We start from the raw sequence: 305 nt of genomic DNA, 5'->3' as shown, positions 1-305 counted from the left end.
CCAGAACCGGCGCCATGGGGGTTTCGCCATGGGCATGCTGGCGCATTATTTCATGCGCGATATCCTGCGCCCGCTGGCTCAGCGCCGCGTAGCTGTGCGTCACTGACTGGTGGTGCCAGGCGGCAGCGGGTTGAACCCCAAAGCGCATGAACACGCTTATGAGCGCAGACCAGGCGTCCATTCATGCCGCCCGGCTGGCGAGTTGCAGCTCAATGAAATTGGACAGACTGCCCACGGTTTCGAAGTGCTGGAATTCCAGCGTGGCCGGGTCGAGGACCAGGTCCTCGATACTTTCCTCAAGGTAC

1 protein-coding gene is annotated in these 305 nt (G+C 61.3%); it reads right to left on the bottom strand.

Annotated features, from left to right (window positions below):
* Positions 1-181, bottom strand: a 181-nt coding sequence (locus tag AC0L3U_RS39020) for a hypothetical protein (protein ID WP_473365062.1), incomplete at its 3' end; no start/stop codon positions are given.
* Positions 182-305: the final 124 nt, after the last annotated feature.

This window comes from Bradyrhizobium sp. Kon69 (assembly GCF_055807515.1).
The sequence above is the reverse complement of the archived record's forward strand: the minus strand, read 5'-3'. Positions and strand labels throughout refer to the sequence as shown.